Source organism: Hydrotalea sp. GW822-HT8A01 (assembly GCF_058798575.1).
The window spans coordinates 135,353-155,051 of record NZ_CM179506.1; the positions used below are offsets into that span (position 1 = coordinate 135,353).

The 19,699-nt window shown below is 36.7% G+C and carries 17 protein-coding genes; 11 read left to right on the top strand and 6 right to left on the bottom strand.

Annotated features, from left to right (window positions below; translation table 11 throughout):
* The first annotated feature begins 55 nt into the window (after nucleotides 1–55).
* The gene (gene hemN / locus AC3QLY_RS00595) at nucleotides 56–1,423 is read left to right on the top strand and encodes an oxygen-independent coproporphyrinogen III oxidase (RefSeq protein WP_074419322.1); all 1,368 of its coding nucleotides are present in this window, start codon (nucleotides 56–58) and stop codon (nucleotides 1,421–1,423) included.
* On the opposite strand, the gene AC3QLY_RS00600 is transcribed toward hemN, so the two are convergent.
* From AC3QLY_RS00600 to hemH, 3 genes are read right to left on the bottom strand one after another with little or no spacing between them, the layout of a single operon-like run.
* Complete coding sequence (locus AC3QLY_RS00600; protein ID WP_074419323.1) at nucleotides 1,424–2,302, bottom strand: ChaN family lipoprotein; 879 nt, start codon at nucleotides 2,300–2,302, stop codon at nucleotides 1,424–1,426.
* A 6-nt stretch (nucleotides 2,303–2,308) separates the two neighbouring features.
* Entirely contained in the window at nucleotides 2,309–2,854 is a 546-nt protein-coding gene (locus tag AC3QLY_RS00605; RefSeq protein ID WP_074419324.1) for a CopD family protein, read from the bottom strand.
* A gap of 16 nt (nucleotides 2,855–2,870) precedes the next feature.
* Nucleotides 2,871–3,920, bottom strand: a complete 1,050-nt coding sequence (hemH, locus tag AC3QLY_RS00610; RefSeq protein WP_074419325.1) for a ferrochelatase — start codon at nucleotides 3,918–3,920, stop codon at nucleotides 2,871–2,873.
* Nucleotides 3,921–4,174: 254 nt separating this feature from the next.
* Between hemH and hemA the strand changes: the two genes are divergently transcribed.
* The 8 genes from hemA to hemL are packed head-to-tail and all read left to right on the top strand — an operon-like array spanning nucleotide 4,175 to nucleotide 11,752.
* Nucleotides 4,175–5,395 (top strand): glutamyl-tRNA reductase, encoded by a 1,221-nt coding sequence (hemA, locus tag AC3QLY_RS00615; RefSeq protein WP_218330478.1) that lies wholly within the window; start codon nucleotides 4,175–4,177, stop codon nucleotides 5,393–5,395.
* A 13-nt stretch (nucleotides 5,396–5,408) separates the two neighbouring features.
* Nucleotides 5,409–6,329: a hydroxymethylbilane synthase gene (hemC, locus tag AC3QLY_RS00620; RefSeq protein ID WP_074419327.1), complete on the top strand. Its 921-nt coding sequence runs from the start codon at nucleotides 5,409–5,411 to the stop codon at nucleotides 6,327–6,329.
* Nucleotides 6,316–7,035: a uroporphyrinogen-III synthase gene (locus AC3QLY_RS00625; protein ID WP_074419328.1), complete on the top strand. Its 720-nt coding sequence runs from the start codon at nucleotides 6,316–6,318 to the stop codon at nucleotides 7,033–7,035. The genes hemC and AC3QLY_RS00625 overlap by 14 nt, the downstream gene beginning before the upstream one ends.
* The gene (gene hemE, locus AC3QLY_RS00630; protein WP_074419329.1) at nucleotides 7,032–8,069 is read left to right on the top strand and encodes a uroporphyrinogen decarboxylase; all 1,038 of its coding nucleotides are present in this window, start codon (nucleotides 7,032–7,034) and stop codon (nucleotides 8,067–8,069) included. Before AC3QLY_RS00625 ends, hemE begins: the two co-directional genes overlap by 4 nt.
* A 15-nt stretch (nucleotides 8,070–8,084) precedes the next feature.
* On the top strand, nucleotides 8,085–9,065 hold the full coding sequence (hemF, locus tag AC3QLY_RS00635; protein ID WP_074419330.1) for an oxygen-dependent coproporphyrinogen oxidase: 981 nt from the start codon (nucleotides 8,085–8,087) through the stop codon (nucleotides 9,063–9,065).
* Nucleotides 9,066–9,107: 42 nt separating this feature from the next.
* Nucleotides 9,108–10,082, top strand: coding sequence for a porphobilinogen synthase (gene hemB / locus AC3QLY_RS00640; protein WP_074419331.1), 975 nt, complete (start codon nucleotides 9,108–9,110; stop codon nucleotides 10,080–10,082).
* A 44-nt stretch (nucleotides 10,083–10,126) separates the two neighbouring features.
* A complete protein-coding gene (locus tag AC3QLY_RS00645; RefSeq protein WP_074419332.1) occupies nucleotides 10,127–10,423 on the top strand; it encodes a YciI family protein in 297 nt (98 codons plus the stop codon).
* A gap of 39 nt (nucleotides 10,424–10,462) precedes the next feature.
* Entirely contained in the window at nucleotides 10,463–11,752 is a 1,290-nt protein-coding gene (hemL, locus tag AC3QLY_RS00650; protein ID WP_074419333.1) for a glutamate-1-semialdehyde 2,1-aminomutase, read from the top strand.
* A gap of 154 nt (nucleotides 11,753–11,906) precedes the next feature.
* On the opposite strand, the gene AC3QLY_RS00655 is transcribed toward hemL, so the two are convergent.
* Nucleotides 11,907–12,830, bottom strand: coding sequence for a helix-turn-helix domain-containing protein (locus AC3QLY_RS00655; protein ID WP_074419814.1), 924 nt, complete (start codon nucleotides 12,828–12,830; stop codon nucleotides 11,907–11,909).
* 241 nt (nucleotides 12,831–13,071) lie between these two features.
* Between AC3QLY_RS00655 and gyrB the strand changes: the two genes are divergently transcribed.
* Nucleotides 13,072–15,051 (top strand): DNA topoisomerase (ATP-hydrolyzing) subunit B, encoded by a 1,980-nt coding sequence (gyrB, locus tag AC3QLY_RS00660; protein ID WP_074419334.1) that lies wholly within the window; start codon nucleotides 13,072–13,074, stop codon nucleotides 15,049–15,051.
* 143 nt (nucleotides 15,052–15,194) lie between these two features.
* Nucleotides 15,195–15,401, top strand: a complete 207-nt coding sequence (locus AC3QLY_RS00665; protein ID WP_081298659.1) for a hypothetical protein — start codon at nucleotides 15,195–15,197, stop codon at nucleotides 15,399–15,401.
* A 76-nt stretch (nucleotides 15,402–15,477) separates the two neighbouring features.
* On the opposite strand, the gene AC3QLY_RS00670 is transcribed toward AC3QLY_RS00665, so the two are convergent.
* Both AC3QLY_RS00670 and mfd read right to left on the bottom strand, forming a co-directional pair.
* A complete protein-coding gene (locus tag AC3QLY_RS00670) occupies nucleotides 15,478–16,029 on the bottom strand; it encodes a hypothetical protein (RefSeq protein ID WP_074419335.1) in 552 nt (183 codons plus the stop codon).
* 239 nt (nucleotides 16,030–16,268) lie between these two features.
* Entirely contained in the window at nucleotides 16,269–19,676 is a 3,408-nt protein-coding gene (gene mfd / locus AC3QLY_RS00675) for a transcription-repair coupling factor (protein WP_218330481.1), read from the bottom strand.
* Between the last annotated feature and the right edge of the window lie 23 nt (nucleotides 19,677–19,699).

The window sequence follows — 19,699 nt, forward strand, 5'->3', positions numbered from 1 at the left end:
AACAATCATAGTACAGCCTAAACACAGCATTTAGCTTTGTTGAAAATTGAGGAGTATGCAGGTAAGTCATCATTTATTAGAAAAATACAATGTTCCTGTACCCAGGTATACCAGTTATCCAACCGTTCCATTTTGGAATGAAACCATATCGTTACCGGCATGGGAACAATTGGTACAAACAGCATTCAGTAAAGATGCATCAGGATTAAGCCTATATATTCATTTGCCTTTTTGCGAATCGCTCTGCACCTATTGCGGCTGCAATAAAAAAATTACCACCAATCATCAGGTTGAAACCGAATATTTAGCAGCCATTTTAAAAGAGTGGCAATTGTATTTACAATTAATGCCCGGCAAACCCTTGTTGCGTGAACTGCATTTAGGCGGCGGCACACCCACTTTTTTTTCTCCGGAAAATTTACACTATTTAATCAGTTCAATTTTAGCAACCGTTGAAGTGCATCCCCAGCATGAATTTGGTTTTGAAGGACACCCCAATAATACAACCTTGCAACATTTGGAAACACTGCATAACTTAGGTTTCAACAGGGTTAGCTTTGGTATTCAGGACCACAATCCACTGGTACAAAAACTGATTAACCGCATACAACCTATTGAAAAAGTGCAGCAGGCAGTCAATATGTCGCGACAAACGGGATATACCTCTGTAAATTTTGATTTGATTTACGGATTACCCCGCCAAACAGTTGAAAGCATGCGCACTACTATTGAACAAACCATTGCTTTACAACCTGACCGTATTGCCTTTTACAGTTATGCCCATGTGCCATGGACCAGCAAAGGCCAACGCTTGTTTGATGAACACGACCTGCCGGATGTGGATACAAAAATGAAGTTGTATCAATTAGGCAAAGAAATGCTTACTGCAGCCGGTTATGTTGATATTGGCATGGATCATTTTGCATTGCCAAACGATACCCTGTATATTGCACAACAGGAAAAAAGATTACACCGAAACTTTATGGGTTATACTACCCAGCAAACCAATAATATGATAGGCTTGGGTGTTTCGGCCATAAGCGATATGGGGACAGCTTTTGCTCAGAACGAAAAAACCCTGCACAATTATTATGAGACAGTATGCAACAATACACTGGCTGTAACCAAGGGCATTATTTTAACGGAAGAAGACCTTCACTTTAAACAATATATTTTAGACATTAGCTGTAATGGCGAAACAGTTTTGCATGATGCAGACAAAGCTATGATTACAAAATTTGTAATTCCTGAATTGGAAAAATTAGAATTAGATGGATTGGTTGAATTAGATGAACACCAACTAACGGTAACGCCTTTAGGCAAAAATTTTGTTAGAAATATTTGTAGAGCATTTGATTTGCGTTTATTGCGCAATCACGTACATGAATCAATGCACAACCCACAGTTTAGTAAAGCAATTTAATTAGAATGATTTTGGAACTTCTGGATTGGTAATGATAATAAAATCAGCCTGCTGCTTCAATGCAACCCAGTTGGGATGGGTAAATTGCTCTTCGTTATAACAACTAATACTTTGCATTTTTATTTTACGGGATAATGCCCGCAAACGTGCATAAGTTCCTAATTTATCATCGCTATGAAAACGCCCGTTTACCTGAAAAACAGTATAACTTTTATGATGTTTCCAAAACCGGTAAATACTATTAGCCATGGTAGCATCCCATAAATTTTGTGCATCAAACATATTTTGATTGAATTGCTCGTGCCCACCCATAATACCTTCAAATTTTTGTTGATAGGCTACTTCGGCAGCAGAAAATGGCAATGGAGGCAGATAAGATTTTGATAATTGATCCAATCTTAATAAGGTTTGAACACCATTTTGGTGTACCAAACTTACATAACGGCGGGGAGCATTGGCTGCTATTACAGGAAGATGATTGTATTTAGCCGTTTCTACCATTGATTTATAATCACTGTAATTATTCCACGGACGTGTGTTGGCCAAAAATTGTTTTTCAGTAATAAATCCTTCTACATATTCATTCAATGGTGCCTGACAATCGGTTTCAAACATTTCTAATGACAACGCAACATTTTTCTTTTCCTGCACCAACGCTTTAAATAAGGAATCTTCCAGATAATGTGCTACTGCATCATTGTGGTCTTCCCCAAAAAATACAACCTGTGTGTGTATTAAAGCGGTTGTTAATTCACCCAAATCAATGGTTTTGTGTTGGGCAACATCATAAATTACATAATTATTTTGCATATTTTTTTGAGCAAACAATTCAATAAAAGCAATAGCAAACAAAGCAGTAATACATATTTTTTTGCGCATGATTGTTTATTTGTTTCGTAGCAGCTTATAAATTTTAATGGCACTTAACAGTACTAAAAGCAACGCCAGTAGAGCAACAAATCCCCACAACAAACTAATACTTTGTTTAACTGTTGCCAAAAACACAATTGCAAACAAAAACAAAGTAGCTACCTCATTCCAAATGCGCAATTGCTGTGAACTGTATCGGTAAATGCCATGTACCTCCTGATTTACCAATATTTGTAATGAAAAATGATACGCGTATAAAAATAACACTAAAACCAATTTTACAAGTAACCATTTACCCTCCGATTTAAACAATAACAGGCACCAACCACCTTCCATTAAAACAGAAGTGCCTAATAATAAAGTAATAATTGCAGAAGGCCAGGTAATGCCATACCATAAACGCTTCATCATAATGGCAAACTGATTTCTCAGAATAGTGCGTTCAGGCTCTGGTTTATCGCCTGCTTCAGTAGCATAAATAAACAAGCGAGGCATATAAAACAAACCCGCAAACCAGGTAACAACAAAAATAATATGTGCAGCCTTCAAGTATAGATACATCTTACTAAAGATAAGATTAATTCAACAACATATTGCTTGCACCATTTTCATAAGCATTTATCCAGTTACTGATAGTGGCTACCCAAAGCGGCTGTGTATTTAAACAGGGAATGGTAGTATAACTTTCACCACCTGCATGCATAAAACTTTCTTTACCACGTTCTGCAATTTCTTCTAAGGTTTCCAGACAATCACTTACAAAAGCCGGGCAAAGAATGAGCAATTTTTTGATGCCCAGTGATGGCATTTCTTCCAATCGCTTATCTGTAAAGGGTTGTAGCCACCCCTTGCCTAATCGAGACTGAAAAGAAACACTAAATTTTTCTTTCGGTATATGCAACTTTTCAGTTACCAGTTTAGTGGTTTCAAAAACCTGATGTCTATAACAGGTTTGGTGTGCAATGGATGACACATTACAGCAATCTTTTACCTGAAGGCAATGGCATCCCGTTGTATCACTTTTTCGAATATGTCGTTCTGGTATACCATGATAGCTGAATAGAATATGGTCATATTCCTGTTGTAAATAGGGTTGAATATTGTTGGCAAGAGCATGAATATATTCGGGCTGGTTGTAGTAAGGTTTTATGGTTTGCAACTTAAATCTATACCCCATTTTTTGATGCACCTCCTTCATATATTCCACTGCCGTTTCATAACTGCTCATGGCATAATGCGGATATAATGGAAATAATAAAACTTCTTCAATATCAGGGTCTTGTTCTAATAATGATTGATAAGCAGCCTCAGGTGATGGATTTCCATAACGCATAGCAACAGTAACCGGCATTTGAATAAGCTGCTGAACAGCCTCTTTTAACTGTTGGGTTAAAACAATGAGTGGCGAACCGGCATCTGTCCAGATGGTTTTATATGCCTCTGCCGATTTAGGTGCCCTGAATGGAACAATAATGCCTTTAATTAATAAAAGCCTGAAAAAATATGGAACATCTATTACACGTTCATCCATTAAAAACTCTTTCAAATATCGTTGCACATCTTTTACAGATGTTGAATCCGGCGAACCAAGATTCATTAAAATAACCCCTTTTTTCTTTTGGTGCATAAAAATAAATGTTAGCAAATGTATTATTTCAAAAATTGTTTCAAACAGGTTGTTTGCATTTTATTACTCGTAACAACGAAACAAAATATGAATTGGTTTGGAACAGCCATAAAAAAGTACAGTAAACCGGTAAATCGTATTCAAATCTGGTAAAATGACAATTAAATGACAGAGACATGACCTAAGTCATACATTTCTGCCATCCAAGCGGAATACTTTTGCGTTTATAAAAGGAACCATATTAAGACCAGCAGATGATAAACTTATCGAATTTTTTTGCCATTGGTATTAATTACAAAAAAACAGATGCTTCTGTAAGAGGTCAATACGCCATTGGCCCCGAACAATATGCCGCTATTTTACAAAAAGCTTCTACCCTTTCTATAAAAGAGGTGGTAATACTCAGCACCTGTAACCGCACTGAAATTTATGGCATTGCTAACCAGGCTTCTGACCTTATTAACCTGCTTTGCAGTGAAACTGTGGGTTCAAAAGAAATATTTTTAGAACGTTGTTATATAAAAAAAGAAAAAGAAGCGGTAACACATATTTTTTCTGTTGGTGCCGGATTGGATTCGCAAATTTTGGGCGATTATGAAATTGTAGGGCAAATGAAATTGGCAGTTAAGTTTGCAAAAGAACGTGGATTTGTAGGTTCATTTCTGGAAAGATTGTTTAACACCGCACTACAATCTTCTAAAACCATTAAAAACCAAACCGCTTTAAGCGGTGGCACTGTTTCTGTATCATTTGCAGCCATTCAATACCTGAAAGAGCATCTTCATTTCATACCACAAAAAAATATTTTATTAATTGGAACAGGTAAAATTGGCAAAAACACTTGCAAAAATTTGATTGATTATTTAGATACAACTAATATTACACTCATCAACAGAACCAATGAAAAAGCAGCTGAACTGGCTGCAGAACTCGGTATTGGTTCAGCCACTTACCAAACTTTACCCACTTTAGCAGCAAAAGCAGATGTCATTATTGTAGCCACCAATGCAGAAGCTCCTATTTTATTTAAAGAGAATTTTATTAACTCGGGTAAAAAAATTCTGATTGATTTGTCAATTCCCAATAATATTCATCCCGATACCGCCCAATTAGCTCATATTTCGTTAGTAAATGTAGATGATTTAGCAAAAATTAATGATGCTACTCTACAAAAACGCCAGGCAGAAATTCCAAAAGCATCAGCCATTATTCACGAATTTGAAGCCGAATTTTTTGAGTGGTTAGACAGCAGAAAATTTGTACCGGTTATTAAGGCTGTAAAAAAGAAATTAGAAGACATGAACCACTGTGAAATGTTTAATGCTGTTTATACAGCCAATAACCACAGTACCAGTACAAATGAGGCTGTTCAAAAAGCAGTAAAAAACATGGCTGTTAAATTACGCAGCAATTACAAACCCGGTTGTAATTTTATTGAAGCTATTAACGATTTTATCACCATCAGCAGTAACTGATTTTATTTAAATCATGGGTATAATTAAAATTGGAACCAGAGAAAGCCAATTAGCCGTTTGGCAGGCAACACTGGTACAAACGCTATTAAGTAAACACCATATTCAAAGTGAATTAAAACATATAAAAAGCGATGGCGATATTGATTTGGTTACTCCACTATATGCCATTGGCGTACAAGGGGTGTTTACAAAAACATTAGATGCAGCATTACTGAGTAAAACCATTGATATTGCTGTACACTCAATGAAAGATGTACCTACACAGTTAGCTAAAGGCATTGTGCAGGCTGCTGTTCTTCCCAGAGCATCATACAAGGATATATTGGTATTCAAAAACAATACAGATTTTTTATCAGACGCTCAATCTAATGCCATTATTGCCACCAGTAGTATTCGCCGAAAAGCACAATGGCTGCACCATTACCCAAATCATACTATTGAAAATTTACGAGGCAATGTGAATACCCGATTAAAAAAAGTAGCAGAAAGCAATTGGGATGGAGCCATATTTGCTGCTGCAGGATTAGAACGAATTGCATTACGCCCCGCACAATCCATGCATTTAGACTGGATGCTTCCTGCACCTGCACAAGGTGCCATTGTAATTGTATGCCGGGAAGATGATACTGAAACTTTTAAAAAATTAAATCAACTAAACGATCCAAATACCGAGCTTTGTACCAAATTAGAACGCGATTTTTTACAAACTTTAATGGGCGGTTGTTCTACCCCTGTCAGTGCTTTGGCCACGATTGAAAATAATGAGGTTTACTTTAAGGGAAATATTACCAGCCCAGATGGCAAACAACAATTTAAAATAGAAAAAAAAACAACCCTTTCAGATACTGTAAACTTAGGCAGATTAGCTGCTGAAGAACTTTTAACAACCGGCGCAAAAACGATCATCGAATCAATTCACCATGCAAAAAAATAGTACCATACCCATTTTATGCACTCGTCCATTAGACCCTATCATTATAATCAATGCCAATACAAGAGGCATTACCATTGATTGTATCCCATTTATTGAAACCAGTCCCATTATAAATGAATTAATTACACAAACCATTCACGAATTGGCTGAAAAAAAAATTACGGCTCTTTTTACCAGCATGAATGCAGTAGATGCAGTTACAGCCCAATTACCGCAAGTTCCCAAATGGGATATTTATTGTTTAGGCGGTATTACCAAAGAAAAAATTATTCAGTTTTTTGGCGAAAAACATTTTAAAGGCAGTGCTAAAAGTGCGGGTTTACTGGCTGAAAAAATTATTGAGCACCGGCCCGAAAACGCGTTAGTATTTTTTTGTGGTGATCAACGAATGGATGAACTTCCTGAAACCTTAGCCGCAAACCAATTTCCAACTGAACAGGTTATTGTTTACAATACCATACAAACACCCGTTGAAGTATCAAAAAATTATCAGGGTATTATTTTTTTTAGCCCAAGTGCTGTTCATAGTTTCTTCTCCGTAAATACCATACCGTTAGCCACTGTTTTATTTGCCATTGGTAAAACAACTGCAGCAACCATACATACCTATGTTCAAAACAAAATAATTACTAGTGAATGGCCCGGAAAAGAACAAATGATTGAATTAGCAATGAACTATTTTAAATCGATTAACATTAAAGCATGAGTGTATTAAAAAACGATTTGATTCTAAGAATTTTAAGAGGTGAAAAAACTGAACGTTCGCCTGTTTGGATGATGCGACAAGCCGGTAGGTATTTACCACAATACATGGAATTAAGAAATAAGTATGGTTTTTTTGAGCGTTGCCAAACACCCGAATTAGCCTGCCAAATTACTTTACAGCCTGTTGATATTATTGGTGTTGATGCAGCTATATTGTTCTCTGATATTTTAGTAGTACCTCAGGCTATGGGCCTTGAAGTGCAGTTAATTGAAAGCAAAGGGCCTATTTTACCCAACCCTATTCAAACAGTAAATGATTTATCGCGGATTCGCGTACCGGATGTACACGAAACATTAGGCTATGTTTTTGAAGCCATTCAGCTCATTAAAAAAGAACTCAATGGACGAGTTCCATTAATTGGTTTTGCTGGTGCGCCTTGGACGCTGCTTTGTTATATGGTGCAGGGAAAGGGCTCTAAAACTTTTGATGAAGCCAAAGCATTTTGTTACCAACAACCCGCATTGGCACACCAATTATTGCAAATGATTACAGATACAACCATTGCCTATTTAAAGGCTCAGGTGGTTGCCGGTGCCGATACGGTGCAAATATTCGATAGTTGGGGCGGGTTATTGAGCAAAGAAGATTTTGAAACCATTTCACTTCCTTACATCCAACAAATTGTTTCAGCAATCAAACCCAGTGTTCCGGTAATTGTATTTGCCAAAGGTGCATGGTACAGCTTATCTGCGATGGCTCAAACAGGAGCAGCAGCACTAGGAATTGACTGGTGTACGCCGCCTGAATTAGCACGGAATTTTGCAGGCAACAACATTACCTTACAGGGTAATTTTGACCCGGCAAAACTACTCTCGCCCATACCTGTTATAAAAAAAGAAGTAATTGCCATGTTACAAGCTTTCGGTCCACAAAAACATATTGCTAATTTAGGGCATGGAATTTTACCCAATGTTCCGGTTGACCATGCTAAAGCATTTGTTGATACAGTTAAAGAATGGCAACCTGCCAGTTAGCATAAAGCATTCATCATGGAAACAAATTTTTTACCGGCCACCCATACAACAGCATTTCGAGAAGAATGGATACAATTTATTTATACCCTTCAGGATACGATTTGCACTGCACTTGAAATGGCAGATGGCAAAGCTGTTTTTGTACAAGATGAATGGCAACGTAAGCCCGATGGTACAGGTGGCGGTGGAAAAACCAGAGTAATTGCCGATGGAAATGTTTTTGAAAAAGGTGGCGTAAATACATCTGTAGTATATGGTACCGTTAGCGATCCCATGCGCAAACAATTACAAATGAACGGCGATGAATGGTTTGCCTGTGGTTTAAGTTTAGTGATACATCCCAACAATCCCTTTGTACCTACCATACATTGCAATTATCGTTATTTTGAATTATATGAAAATAATAAAGTGATAGACAGATGGTTTGGAGGTGGAACGGATCTTACCCCCTATTATTTATTGAATGAAGATGCCATTCATTTTCACCAAACACACAAAAATGCCTGCGATCAGTTTGATATATCCTTCTATCCTCTTTTTAAAACAACCTGCGATAATTATTTTGTAAACACACACCGGCAAAATGAACGGAGAGGCATTGGCGGTATATTTTATGATCACCAAAAACCCACACCCGAAAGAAATGAACAATTTTGGCTGGGATTAGCAAAGGCTTGTGGAAACGCATTTTTAGATGCCTATTTACCTATTGTTGAAAAAAGAAAAAATACTCCGTTTAAAGCACAACATAAATTTTGGCAGGAAATAAGGCGTGGCCGTTATGTAGAATTTAATTTATTACACGACCGTGGTACCATATTTGGCCTAAAAACAAATGGAAGAACAGAAAGTATTTTAATGAGCTTGCCACCAACCGTTCGCTTCAACTATAATTACCAACCGGAAGCAGGAACGCCTGAAGCCATTTTATTAGATGCCTGTCTGCATCCCAAAGATTGGATCAACGAGCATCAATCCATCACCATTGATGAATGAATACAACAAACCAATCAATGTTAATCATATAATTTTAATAAAATGTATTTACAAAAAAGAAATAGAATATTAAGAAAATCGGCAGCCATAAGAAGTTTGCTTGCTGAAACTGTTTTAACGCCTAACGATTTTATTGCTCCTTTGTTTATTGATGAAGGTATCAATCAAAAAACTGAAATTAGCTCTATGCCGGGCTATTACAGAAACAGTTTAGATATAACGGTTACAGAAATTAAAGAATTATACAGCCTCGGTATAAAAAGTGTATTGCTGTTTGTAAAAGCATTAGATGAAACCAAAGATAATGAAGGCAAAGAAGCCTGGAATCTCAACGGTTTAATGCAAAGAAGTATAAAAGCCATTAAAGATGCCGTACCTGAAATGATTGTAATGACAGATGTAGCATTAGATCCCTATTCCATATACGGGCATGATGGCATTGTAAAAGATGGTGAAATTGTAAATGATGAAACCGTTGAGGCTTTAGTGAAAATGAGTGTTAGCCATGCAGCAGCAGGGGCAGATATAGTTGCACCCAGCGATATGATGGATGGAAGAATTGGAGCCATTAGAAAAGCATTGGAAGAAAGCGGATTTACAAAAACCGGTATTATGAGCTATAGTGCTAAATACGCTTCCTGCTTTTACGGACCATTTAGAGATGCCTTAGACAGCGCACCGGGATTTGGTGATAAAAAAACATATCAAATGAATTATGCAAATCGTCTGGAAGCCATTAACGAAACATTGCAAGACGTTGAAGAAGGTGCTGATATTGTGATGGTAAAACCAGCTATGGCTTATTTAGACATTATTCGGGAAGTAAAAAACGCAGTAACCATTCCGGTGAGTGCTTATCATGTTAGCGGAGAGTATGCCATGATAAAAGCTGCAGCAGAACGTGGATGGCTCGACGAAAATAAAGCTATTATTGAATGCCTTACTTCTATTAAAAGAGCCGGAGCCGACTTAATTGCCACTTATTTTGCAAAACAGGCAGTTATGTTGCTTAGCTAATCCAAAACAATAGCAATTCAGTTTGTACACTTAAAAACAACTTTATGTTTATTGTAGATATTACTTACAAAGTATCCACTAATTTAATTGATCAGCATATGGAAGCCCATATTGCTTTTCTGGAAAAATATTATCAGTCCGGCAATTTTATTGCTTCCGGCAGAAAAGAACCACGCACCGGTGGAATCATTTTGGCAAATGCAGATAGTAGAAAAACAATAGAACAGATTATGGCTGAAGATCCATTTTATGTTAACAAACTGGCAGAGTGGAATATCATAGAATTTAAGCCAACCAAATCGGTAAAAGCCTTTACAACTTTATTGGATGGAAATGAATAACAAAGCATCACTAAGGTTATCAGAAATAAATAAATTTTTATGCTAACAGAAAATAGCCGGCAATTGTTTAACCGTGCACAACAATCCATGCCCGGTGGGGTAAACTCGCCGGTTAGGGCTTTTAAAAACGTAGGTGGTACACCCTTGTTTATAAAAAAAGCAAAAGGCGCTTATTTATTTGATGAAGACAATCATCAATACATCGATTATATTGCTTCATGGGGCCCGATGATACTTGGTCACGCTTACGAGCCGGTTATTAAAGCCATACAGGAAAAAGCAGTAGATTCTACTTCATTTGGCGCTCCTACTTCCTTAGAAATTTGTATGGCCGAGTTAATTAAAAGTATGGCACCCAATGTTGATTTAATTAGAATGGTCAGCAGCGGAACAGAAGCCTGTATGAGTGCACTACGATTAGCCAGAGGATATACCGGTAAAAATAAATTCATCAAATTTGAAGGAAATTATCATGGACATGCAGATGCATTTTTGGTAAAAGCAGGCAGCGGCGTGGCCACATTTAATATACAAACCGTACCAGGTATTCCTGCAGGTGTTAGCTCCGATACGTTAACCTGCGCCTACAACGATTTAAATGCCGTAAAAAAATTAGTTGAAGCAAATCCAAATGAAATAGCCGCCATTATTGTAGAACCCGTTGCAGGCAATATGGGTTGCATCCTTCCTGAAAAAGGATTTCTGGAAGGATTACGAAAAATTTGTACCGATAATCATATCGTACTCATTTTTGATGAAGTAATGACCGGCTTTCGGTTGGCCCCCGGTGGCGCACAAGAGCGGTTAGGCATTGACGCTGATTTAATTACCTATGGAAAAGTAATTGGTGCAGGTATGCCGGTAGGCGCTTTTGGAGGTAAAAAAGAAATCATGCAACACATTGCGCCGTTGGGAAATGTATACCAGGCCGGAACATTAAGCGGCAATCCTATTGCAATGATTGCGGGTTATACATTATTAAATGAATTAAAAAATAATCCTTCCATATATCAGGAGTTAGATGACAAAACGGCTTATTTGCATCAAGGGTTGCAGGAAGTATTTACTGCTTCTAAAATACCTTTTATCATTAATCGTTTAGGTTCTATGATCAGTGTGCATTTTAGCAAGCAGCCCGTTACAAATTTTGAAACTGCCGCAGCAGCCAACAATGAATTATTTAAGCAATACTTTCACGCAATGCTTAAAAGAGGAATATATTTACCACCATCCCCTTTTGAGAGCTGGTTTTTGAATAATGCACTTACCTACCAGGATTTAGATGCAACCATTCAAGCCAGTAAAGAAAGTTTACAGGAGATGATGTAACCAAAATATGAAATAAAAAGAAGCAGTCTCAAAAGTCCGAGGCAGCCTCTTTTTATTCGGTAGGGGGTGGAGAAAGTTTTCATTTAAGCCATTCTCAAACGCTTCATTTTACTTTTGAGACTTCCTCTTTTTTATGAAAACAGGGGGTTATCTTTTATTTTAATAAGTCACAAGGTTTTAATCCGGTATGCTTTTTAAATGCAGCAGAAAAATGTGATATGGAAGAATAGCCCAACAAAGCCGATACATCTGTAACACTCAACCCCTTCTCGTATAAAAGGTATTTTGCATGTTCCATTCTTTGTTGCTGATAAAAATCAAAAATGGTTGTACCAAAAATTTCTTTAAATCCTTTTTTCAGGTAACATTCATTCATGGCAACTTTACGACTCAATTCTTTTATGGTAATAGGATCGCCAATGTGTTGCAATAAAAGATCTCGTGCCTGATAAATTTGTTCCTTGCTCCGTTGATCTGATAAAAATTTACAAGAAAAACCTTCTTCTTTTTCATCCACCAAACAATCTAAACTATATAACAATAATTCATGAATTTTTGCATTCACAAATATGTTCTCTAAAGCGCCGGTATAACTGTGGTTTAACAAACCGTCTAAAATATTACGTTTTTTATTGCAAACTGTAAAAATTTTGGTGAAAGCATGGGGATGTTTAAAAGCCAAAACTTCATCCTTCCGATTATTTAATTTTACATTATGCGTAAACTGATATAAAAAAGTTGCTGTAAAATGAAAAGTAAAAACATCTACCGTTTGTATTTTCCCATCACAACTTTCAGTAGGTAGCTGACTGCAAAAAGAACAACTTCTTTCTTCGCAATACCGATTACCGGTGGTACAAAAACGAAGTTCCAAATAGTTCTTATCAGGTCGGGCTTCATCATAATGATATACCATCATACCAGTATCTTCTGCCACCCAGGGATGTTGTGCATAATATCTTCTAATATCATACTGAATAGATCCAGGAATATGCTGGGCTTTCTGATACAACAAATCCATGCTTGGCTCAATCCCATTTTTATGGGCTACTTTTAAAATATCTAAAACCTGCATCATATCATTGCAAAAGTATGTATATACATTTAAAATTCAGTCACAAAACTGTAAAACAATACTTTCATAAAAACATACATAAATGCCGGTTATTTTGGGCAAAAAACCTGTTATAGAGCATTAAATTATACATCAGGTAAATATTGGATAAATACCTGTATTTTATGCCATTTTAGCCCTTAAAATCATTATCTTCGCCCACCCCCCGAAATATTCGTTTAAACACAATAGTTATTAGATATTTATGAGTGAAACACAACAATTGATTACAGATGCCCAAAATAAAAACTACGGCGCAGATAGCATACAGGTTTTAGAAGGATTAGAAGCAGTTAGAAAAAGACCAGCCATGTACATTGGCGATATTGGCGTTAAAGGTCTGCATCATCTGGTTTACGAAGTGGTAGATAACTCCATAGATGAAGCCCTGGCTGGTTACTGCAAAAACATTGAAGTTACCATACATGAAGATAATTCCATCAGTGTAAAAGATGATGGCCGTGGTATTCCTACTGCTATGCATACCAAAGAAAAAAGAAGTGCTTTAGAAGTGGTAATGACTGTTCTACATGCCGGTGGAAAATTTGATAAAAACACCTACAAAGTTTCCGGTGGATTGCATGGCGTTGGGGTTAGTTGCGTAAATGCATTAAGCTCAAAACTCATAGTTACCGTTCAAAGAGAAGGCAAAATATTTGAACAGGAATATAAAATTGGCGTGCCACAATACCCCGTTAGAGAAGTCGGCATTAGTGATAAAACCGGCACCAATGTGCATTTTTGGCCCGATTTAACCATTTTTCAGGAATCAGTTTTTAAACGGGAAATATTAGAAAGCCGTTTACGTGAATTGGCTTTTCTAAACAGAAAAATCAGCATTACCTTGAACGATTTAAGAGAAAAAAATGAAGACGGCTCCTATTACAGCAAAAATTTTTACAGTGAAGGTGGTATTGTAGAATTTGTGGAAATGCTGGATGAAATAGGAAAAAGAACACCCCTCATTTCTAAAACTTTGTTCTTTGAAGGACACGACGAAGCAACGAATGTAGCGGTTGAAGTAGCCATGACTTATAACAATGATTTTAAAGAACATATTTTTTCATACGTTAATAACATTAATACCATTGAGGGTGGTACACATGTAACAGGCTTCAGACAAGCTTTAACACGTGTGTTTAAAAGTTATGGCGATAAAGAAGGTTTGTTTGAAAAAGCCAAAGTAGAAGTAGAAGGAGATGATTTCAGAGAAGGTCTGAGTGCAATTATATCCGTAAAAGTACCTGAACCACAATTTGAGGGACAAACCAAAACAAAATTAGGCAACAGTGAAGTTTCAGGTATTGTTCAAACTACTGTAGCAAAAGCATTACAAGCCTATTTGGAGGAAAATCCCAGAGAAGCAAAAAATGTAGTTTCAAAAATTATTCTTGCTGCCCAAGCCAGAGTGGCAGCAAAAAAAGCACGTGATTTAGTGCAACGCAAAACCGTTTTAAGCGGGGGTGGCCTACCGGGCAAATTAGCAGATTGTTCTGAACGCGATCCTGAAAAATGTGAATTATACTTAGTGGAGGGAGATTCAGCCGGCGGTACTGCCAAACAGGGTCGCGACAGAAGCTATCAGGCCATTTTACCTTTACGTGGTAAAATTTTGAACGTTGAAAAAGCAATGGAACATAAAATTTACGAGAACGAAGAAATTAGAAATATGTACACGGCTTTAGGCGTAACCGTAGGAACACCCGATGATCCCAAACAATTGAACCTTACCAAACTACGTTACCATAAATTAATTATTATGACTGATGCGGACGTAGATGGTTCGCATATTGCCACATTAATTTTAACTTTTGTATACCGCTATATGAAAGAATTGGTAGAACATGGGTATGTTTACATTGCACAACCCCCATTATACCTGATTAAAAAAGGCAAAGAACAAGCCTATGCCTATAGCGAAGAACAACGAAAAGCATGGATTGAAAAATTAGGTGGGGGCAAAGAAGACAGTGTTACTATTCAACGTTACAAAGGTTTGGGTGAAATGAATGCAGAACAATTATGGGAAACCACCATGGACCCCAGCCGCCGAACACTGAAAAAAGTAACCATTGAAAGTGCCGCTGAAGCAGACAGAATATTCAGTATGCTAATGGGTGATGAAGTGGCGCCCCGTAGAGAATTTATTGAAACACATGCCCGTTATGCCCGTATTGATGCATAAAATGCCATGTTTTATAAAATAATGCGTGTTTTACACGAGAACAAGTTTCACAAACCAAAAAATAATTGTAGTTTGTGTTAGCAGAATCAAAACTTATTTACTAATCCATTCTCATTTTTTGAGAATATTAAAACAAAAAAACAATGGATACTTCTAAAATGATTAAAGCATACTGCTTAAAAACAAAAGAAAAAAATGTTCCCATGCACGATGCCGTAATTACTAAAACTGCAAGAGGTGGTTATATGGCCAGTGGCAATGATGGAAAAGGCAATAAAATGGCTGCCATTTTGAGTGAAGCAAAAGCTTTACAAGCTATTGCAGATGGTGTTGCCAAAAAAGGATTTTAATACTTATACCTAATTACATGAAAAGGGCAGCTTTCTTTAAGGAAAGCTGCCCTTTTTTTGACCTTTTAAAACCAAACTAAAACGGAAATCGTTTCCCCATTTTTCGGGTAATTTTATTCATTACATCTGTGCCTGAAATATGCCAATTAGTAGGCTTTTGATATTCGGCTGACCAAAGTGTTTCTCCATTTTTTACTAAACCACAGTTGGCAAATACATCGGCGGTTTTATTGCTAATACTGCCACCAACCACCGGATCCATTTGAGTACCCAAAAAAATTATATTATGCACGGCACCAATACCCATCGATGCTAAATCGCTCATCATTCTATTACTAATAACATTCATTTTTATCACAGCATCTGCTCCTAACATTTTTGCTAAAACATCGGGGTCGGTGTTAAAAGCATCATTTGCACTTATACTCGCCGAACGTAAAAGTCCATTGGTTTTATCCGGACTTTGAATTTGTACCATATTGAATTTTTTCCGGGGTTTGGCATAGCGCTGAAAATTAGCTAATACAATTTGCTGGTAGGTGTAACCCGTTTTTAAAGCAGCACTATCTAATTGTGCCTGAGTAACATTGTGGGGAAGTTGACCTGTAAATTGTACCTGAACCGGCAATATAGCAATTGATTTTAACTGAGTAGTAGCTGCATTTTTGCTAACAAAAGGTTTGTTTGTACTACAAACTTGCCAGCAATACCATTAGTCCAATAATGACAATAGTAAATTTAAATTTCATACAGGGTAATTTTGGCAAAAATGAAAAGTTGCTACAAAACAATACTGAAGTAAGTGGATGAATGGATGATTGCCTACATAAATGGAGTTAAGAAAAATATAATTTGAGATAGGTAATTTTAAGAAAGTGAAACAGGCACAGTTCCCGCTTGCATTTTTTGTAAAAACCGCAACATCGCTTGCATGGAGCTAACATCTTCTACAACTAATAAAAAGTTTTTACCGGCTTGCTTTAACCTTGCTTTATTGGTGCCTGTTTGCAAATAGCTCAATATATTTTTAAATAAATCTGATTCAAAATATGGAGAGTCTGGCTTATTGATAAAATAACAACGCAAAGTATTCTCCTTTAAAGTCATTTTTTCAAATCCCAATGCAACACCTGCCCATCTGGCTCTAACGGTATCAAATAAATCAGATACCTGTGGTGGTAAATTTCCAAAGCGGTCTTCCATTTCAGTTTTAAAGGCAGTTAAATCAGCTTCATTTTCACAGTTGTCCAATCGGGTATATAAGGAAAGGCGTTCGGTAATGTTTGAAACATAGTCATCCGGAATTAATATTTCCAAATCTGTATCAATAGTGCAATCACTTACATAATCATCCTGCTGTGCAATTTCATCCTTAAATAATTCTTTAAAACTGCTACGTTTCAATTCGCGGATTGCTTCATCTAAAATTTTCTGATACATTTCAAATCCAATTTCAGCCATAAAGCCACTTTGTTCACCACCCAGCATATTACCTGCTCCACGAATATCCAAATCTCGCATGGCAATTTGAAAACCACTGCCCAAATCGCTAAACTGTTCTAAAGTTTGCAGTCGTTTTCTTGAATCGGTTGGCAATGTAGCCATGGGTGGTGCCAACAGGTAACAGAATGCTTTTTTATTACTTCGTCCTACCCTGCCGCGTAACTGGTGCAAATCACTTAATCCAAAATGATGTGCATTGTTTACAATGATGGTATTCACGTTAGGTATATCTACGCCACTTTCCACAATATTGGTACAAACTAATACATCATATTTTTTATCAATAAAATCCAGAATACGTTTTTCTAGTTCATGTCCTTCTAATTGTCCATGAGCAAATCCAATACTTAAATCAGGGCATGATGTTTGAATGAGTGCAGCCATTTCAGAAAGGCCTTGCACCCGGTTGTGAATAAAGAAAACCTGGCCGCCACGTTCTGTTTCAAAATATATGGCATCACGAATAAAATCTTCATTAAACACGTGTACTTCTGTTTGAATGGGCTGGCGGTTAGGCGGGGGGGTATTAATTACACTTAAATCTCTGGCGCCCATTAGTGAAAACTGAAGCGTTCGTGGAATGGGCGTTGCCGTTAGTGTTAAGCAATCTACATTTGTTTTGAGGGCTTTTAATTTTTCTTTATGTCCAACACCAAACTTTTGCTCCTCATCAATTACCAATAATCCAAGATCTTTAAATTTTACATCTTTACTTAGAATGGCATGTGTACCAATTAATATATCTACTTTACCTTCAGCTACACGTTGAAGGGTTTCTTTTTTTTCTTTGGAAGATTTAAAGCGATTTACAAAATCAACCGTAACCGGAAAATCTTTCAAACGCTCTTTAAATGTTTTATAATGTTGAAACGCAAGTATAGTAGTAGGTACCAGAATAGCTGCCTGTTTGCCATCTACACAACTTTTAAATGCAGCTCTGATGGCTACTTCTGTTTTACCAAATCCAACATCACCACAAACCAACCTATCCATTGGGCTGGCACTTTCCATATCTTTTTTTACATCGGCTGCTACCTTACTTTGGTCGGGTGTATCTTCATAAATAAAGGATGCTTCTAATTCTGTATTCAGATAGTTATCCGGCGAATGTTGAAAACCTTGTCTGGCTTTTCGTTCTGCATATAAACCAATTAAATCAAATGCCAGTTCCTTTACTTTGGTTTTTGTTTTTTCTTTTAGTTTATTCCAAACATCACTTCCCAGTTTATTAATTTTTGGAATGGTACCTTCTTTCCCGGTAAACTTAGAAATTTTATGCAGTGAATTGATATTTACATATAAAATATCATTATCCTTATATATAATTCGTACTGCTTCCTGCCATTTACCATTTACTTCAATTTTTTGTAACCCGCTGAAAGTTCCAACGCCATGATCTATATGCGTAACATAATCGCCGGGTTGTAACTCACGTAGGGTTTTTAAAGTAAGCGCTTTGCTTTTACTATATGCCTGCTTTATTTTGTATTTATGATAGCGTTGAAATATTTGGTGGTCAGTATAACAAACCACTTTTAAATCATGATCAATAAAACCCTCATGTATACTAATAGGAACAGGAACGAATTTGATTTCTGATGATAAGTCAGAAAAAATACTATGTAACCGCTCTAATTGTTTTGACTGATCAGAAAAAATATAAATAGTATATCCTGCAGTTTCAAATGAAGAGAGGTTCTTCATCAACAAATCAAATTGCCTATTAAAAGAAGGCTGCTCTTCTGTTTGAAAATGAATGGTTGTTTGTGCAAAATGTGGTGCATAGCCAAACTCAATCAGGTGTTTGTATTGAATTTGGCGGGTAATGGTAGCAGCGGGTGTAAAATCGCTTAAACCAATTCCTTTTAAAATTTTAGTATCCTCTTCATCAACTTCCTGCACAAAGGCTACATCGTTATTTTTCTGAAGGAAAATACCCAGATCTTCTTCCTGAACCTCCAGTTTATTTAAAATAACATCCCAGTCTTTTAACCAAATAATGGTATTTTCACTTAGAAATTCAAGTAAAGAAATTTTTTCTCCTTCATCAAATTGCGTTTCAATATTGGGAATAATACTTACCTGCAATAGTTTTCGCTCACTAAGCTGCGTTTCAGGATCAAAAATCCGGATACTGTCTACCTCATTACCAAACAACTCAATTCTATAAGGTTTTTCATTACCATAAGAATAAATATCGAGAATGCCGCCTCTTAAAGCAAACTGTCCGGGTTCATATACAAAATCGTTGCGTACAAAACCATACATCACCAACAATTCCATTAAACTTTCCGGCTGAATGGTATCATTTGTTTTGATGGAAATGGTATTATTGTTTAAGGTATTTGGTTTTACAACCTTTTCTGCCAAAGCTTCAGGATAGGTTACCATTATTTTTTTGTTGCCTCCGGCAGATAGTCTTGTCAACATCTCAGTTCGCAACATTACATGCGAAGCATTGAGCAATCTAAAATTCTTTCTTACTTTAAATGAAGAGGGAAAATAAAAAATATCTAATGCATTGGTTAAGCTTTCTATTGTATTGAAAAAATAAGCAGCATCTTCTGCATCACTCAATACAATCAGATGGTTACAATTTTCGAGATTGGAACGCTGGTATAAAGCGCTGATGATACATTCCGGACTGCTGCCATGTAAACCGGAAAGATAAATTTTTTGTGCTTCTATAGTTGGGGCAATAACCAGTTTTTCCAACAGGTTTTTTACCTGGGGGGTATTTCTAAATTGATCCAAAAGCACTCCTATATTCATAAAAACAGAGTGCAAAGGTACGA

What these genes read in the sequence shown, in the direction of transcription:
- AC3QLY_RS00655 (WP_074419814.1), bottom strand. Translation starts at nt 12,830, where the DNA reads ATGATGCAGGTTTTAGATATTTTAAAAGTAGCCCATAAAAATGGGATT.
- hemH (WP_074419325.1), bottom strand. Translation starts at nt 3,920, where the DNA reads ATGCACCAAAAGAAAAAAGGGGTTATTTTAATGAATCTTGGTTCGCCG.
- hemF (WP_074419330.1), top strand. Translation starts at nt 8,085, where the DNA reads ATGGAAACAAATTTTTTACCGGCCACCCATACAACAGCATTTCGAGAA.
- hemE (WP_074419329.1), top strand. Translation starts at nt 7,032, where the DNA reads ATGAGTGTATTAAAAAACGATTTGATTCTAAGAATTTTAAGAGGTGAA.
- hemC (WP_074419327.1), top strand. Translation starts at nt 5,409, where the DNA reads ATGGGTATAATTAAAATTGGAACCAGAGAAAGCCAATTAGCCGTTTGG.
- hemL (WP_074419333.1), top strand. Translation starts at nt 10,463, where the DNA reads ATGCTAACAGAAAATAGCCGGCAATTGTTTAACCGTGCACAACAATCC.
- mfd (WP_218330481.1), bottom strand. Translation starts at nt 19,676, where the DNA reads ATGAATATAGGAGTGCTTTTGGATCAATTTAGAAATACCCCCCAGGTA.
- AC3QLY_RS00605 (WP_074419324.1), bottom strand. Translation starts at nt 2,854, where the DNA reads ATGTATCTATACTTGAAGGCTGCACATATTATTTTTGTTGTTACCTGG.
- AC3QLY_RS00625 (WP_074419328.1), top strand. Translation starts at nt 6,316, where the DNA reads ATGCAAAAAAATAGTACCATACCCATTTTATGCACTCGTCCATTAGAC.
- AC3QLY_RS00665 (WP_081298659.1), top strand. Translation starts at nt 15,195, where the DNA reads ATGGATACTTCTAAAATGATTAAAGCATACTGCTTAAAAACAAAAGAA.
- gyrB (WP_074419334.1), top strand. Translation starts at nt 13,072, where the DNA reads ATGAGTGAAACACAACAATTGATTACAGATGCCCAAAATAAAAACTAC.
- hemB (WP_074419331.1), top strand. Translation starts at nt 9,108, where the DNA reads ATGTATTTACAAAAAAGAAATAGAATATTAAGAAAATCGGCAGCCATA.
- AC3QLY_RS00600 (WP_074419323.1), bottom strand. Translation starts at nt 2,302, where the DNA reads ATGCGCAAAAAAATATGTATTACTGCTTTGTTTGCTATTGCTTTTATT.
- AC3QLY_RS00645 (WP_074419332.1), top strand. Translation starts at nt 10,127, where the DNA reads ATGTTTATTGTAGATATTACTTACAAAGTATCCACTAATTTAATTGAT.
- hemA (WP_218330478.1), top strand. Translation starts at nt 4,175, where the DNA reads ATGATAAACTTATCGAATTTTTTTGCCATTGGTATTAATTACAAAAAA.
- hemN (WP_074419322.1), top strand. Translation starts at nt 56, where the DNA reads ATGCAGGTAAGTCATCATTTATTAGAAAAATACAATGTTCCTGTACCC.